Source organism: Pedobacter sp. 01N416 (assembly GCF_056399685.1).
Genome location: NZ_JBFTRT010000803.1, coordinates 1 through 1,706, shown reverse-complemented (window position 1 = coordinate 1,706; position 1,706 = coordinate 1). Strand labels below are relative to the sequence as shown.

At 36.4% G+C, this 1,706-nt stretch carries 2 protein-coding genes; one reads left to right on the top strand and one right to left on the bottom strand.

Annotated elements, in window-relative coordinates; all coding sequences use genetic code 11:
- The coding region (locus tag AC1DND_RS27320; RefSeq protein WP_477585927.1) for a lysophospholipid acyltransferase family protein at positions 1–813 on the bottom strand (813 nt) is incomplete at its 3' end.
- Positions 814–908: 95 nt separating this feature from the next.
- Between AC1DND_RS27320 and AC1DND_RS27315 the strand changes: the two genes are divergently transcribed.
- Positions 909–1,706, top strand: a 798-nt coding sequence (locus AC1DND_RS27315; protein WP_477585925.1) for a helix-hairpin-helix domain-containing protein, incomplete at its 3' end; no start/stop codon positions are given.

Genomic DNA, 1,706 nt, shown 5'->3' with positions numbered 1-1,706 from the left:
ATCTAAGCCAATACCAAGTGCATATGTACGGGCCCTTAAAAAGTCCATCAGTTTATTGCTGCTGTTCATGTGCGAAATTTCAGATACGGCTATTGGTTTGCCAATCCGTACCTTAATGGTGCGCCCATGTTTATTTAAAAACTCCGAAGGTAACTTTGCAGTACGCAGGGTAGGGTGGATGAAGCTTAAAATATTAAAGAAAACCCCGTTATTACCGTGAAAATAAATAGGTACAACGGGTACTTTTGCTTTAGCAATCAGTTTTCCAACAACAGGATGCCACATCCTGTCGGTTACCTGTTGGGCATCCAACTTAAAGGTAGAAACCTCTCCTGCAGGGAAAATCCCGATCGGAACCCCGTTTCTAAGCAGATCAAAAGTAGTTTTTAAACCACTGATGCTCGATGTATGTTGAACGTTTTCGAAAGGGTTAACAGCAACAAAAAACTCATCAAGGTTCGGTATTTTTTTCAGAATAAAGTTTACCATCACCTTGGCATCTGGCCTAACCGTACATAAAAGTTTAACCAAAGCCAAACCTTCTACACCTCCATAAGGATGGTTTGCAATGGCAATAAATGGTCCTGTTTTCGGAATGCAATTTAAATCATCATCGTCAAATTCGATAGAAACGCCAATGGTTTCCAGTATCTTATCTACAAACTCTAAACCTTTAAAGTGTTGATTTTGAGCGAATACATCATTAATGTCGTTCAGTTTCATGATCTCCATCATCAAACCCGCTAAACCTGGTACACCTAGCTTATCTATCTTTGTTGCTTTCGCAAACTCAGATGTAGTTATGATCTTCATATAAAATTCTTATGGCGTTGATAGGCAAAACCTGTTCTGTTTTGCAATTCCAAAAATAAGATTTATATTTATAATACACATGTCATATCGCATCAATGAGAATTTGGCTCAACAAAAATTTTGGTGTTAGCAAAAGTGAATTTAATGGATTGCTATTTCTAGTCTTTATTATTATTGTAATTAAGGCAACACCTATTATATATGGCTATTATCGGCCCCTTTCAAATGATGGTTCAAATCTTTTAGCACAAATTCAGAAGATAACCATAACAGATCAGGTATATGCCCATACCATTCGTGATCGGATTGAAAATTCGAATCCCAAAAAAACGGTTAAACTTTTCAAATTCAATCCCAATACTTTAGATGCACAGGGTTGGCAAACTCTAGGTTTATCAGCAAAACAGGCACAATCGGTTATGAATTATACCGCTAAGGGCGGTAAGTTTTACAAAGCCGAAGATCTTCAGAAAATGTATACCATTTCGCCAGAAATGTATAAAAAGATATTGCCCTATGTTAACATACCCGATCAGCCCATCAATACCTCAAGAAAATATGCACCTTTCGATAAAAAAGAATACGCTAAAAAAACTTTAGTAATCGTCGATATTAATAAGGCCGATTCTGCACAACTGGATAAGATAAAAGGCATTGGCGGAACTTTTGCGCTTAGAATTATTAAATACCGTGAACGTTTAGGTGGTTTTTACAAGAAAGAGCAGCTTCTCGAAGTTTATGGATTAGATTCTAATAAGTATGCCGAAATTAAAGATCAGATTGAAATCAGTAATGCCCCATTAAAAACAATAAATATAAATACAGCAACGTTTGATGATTTAAAGCGCAATCCATACCTCTCTTACAAGCAGATCAATGCCATTATTCAATAC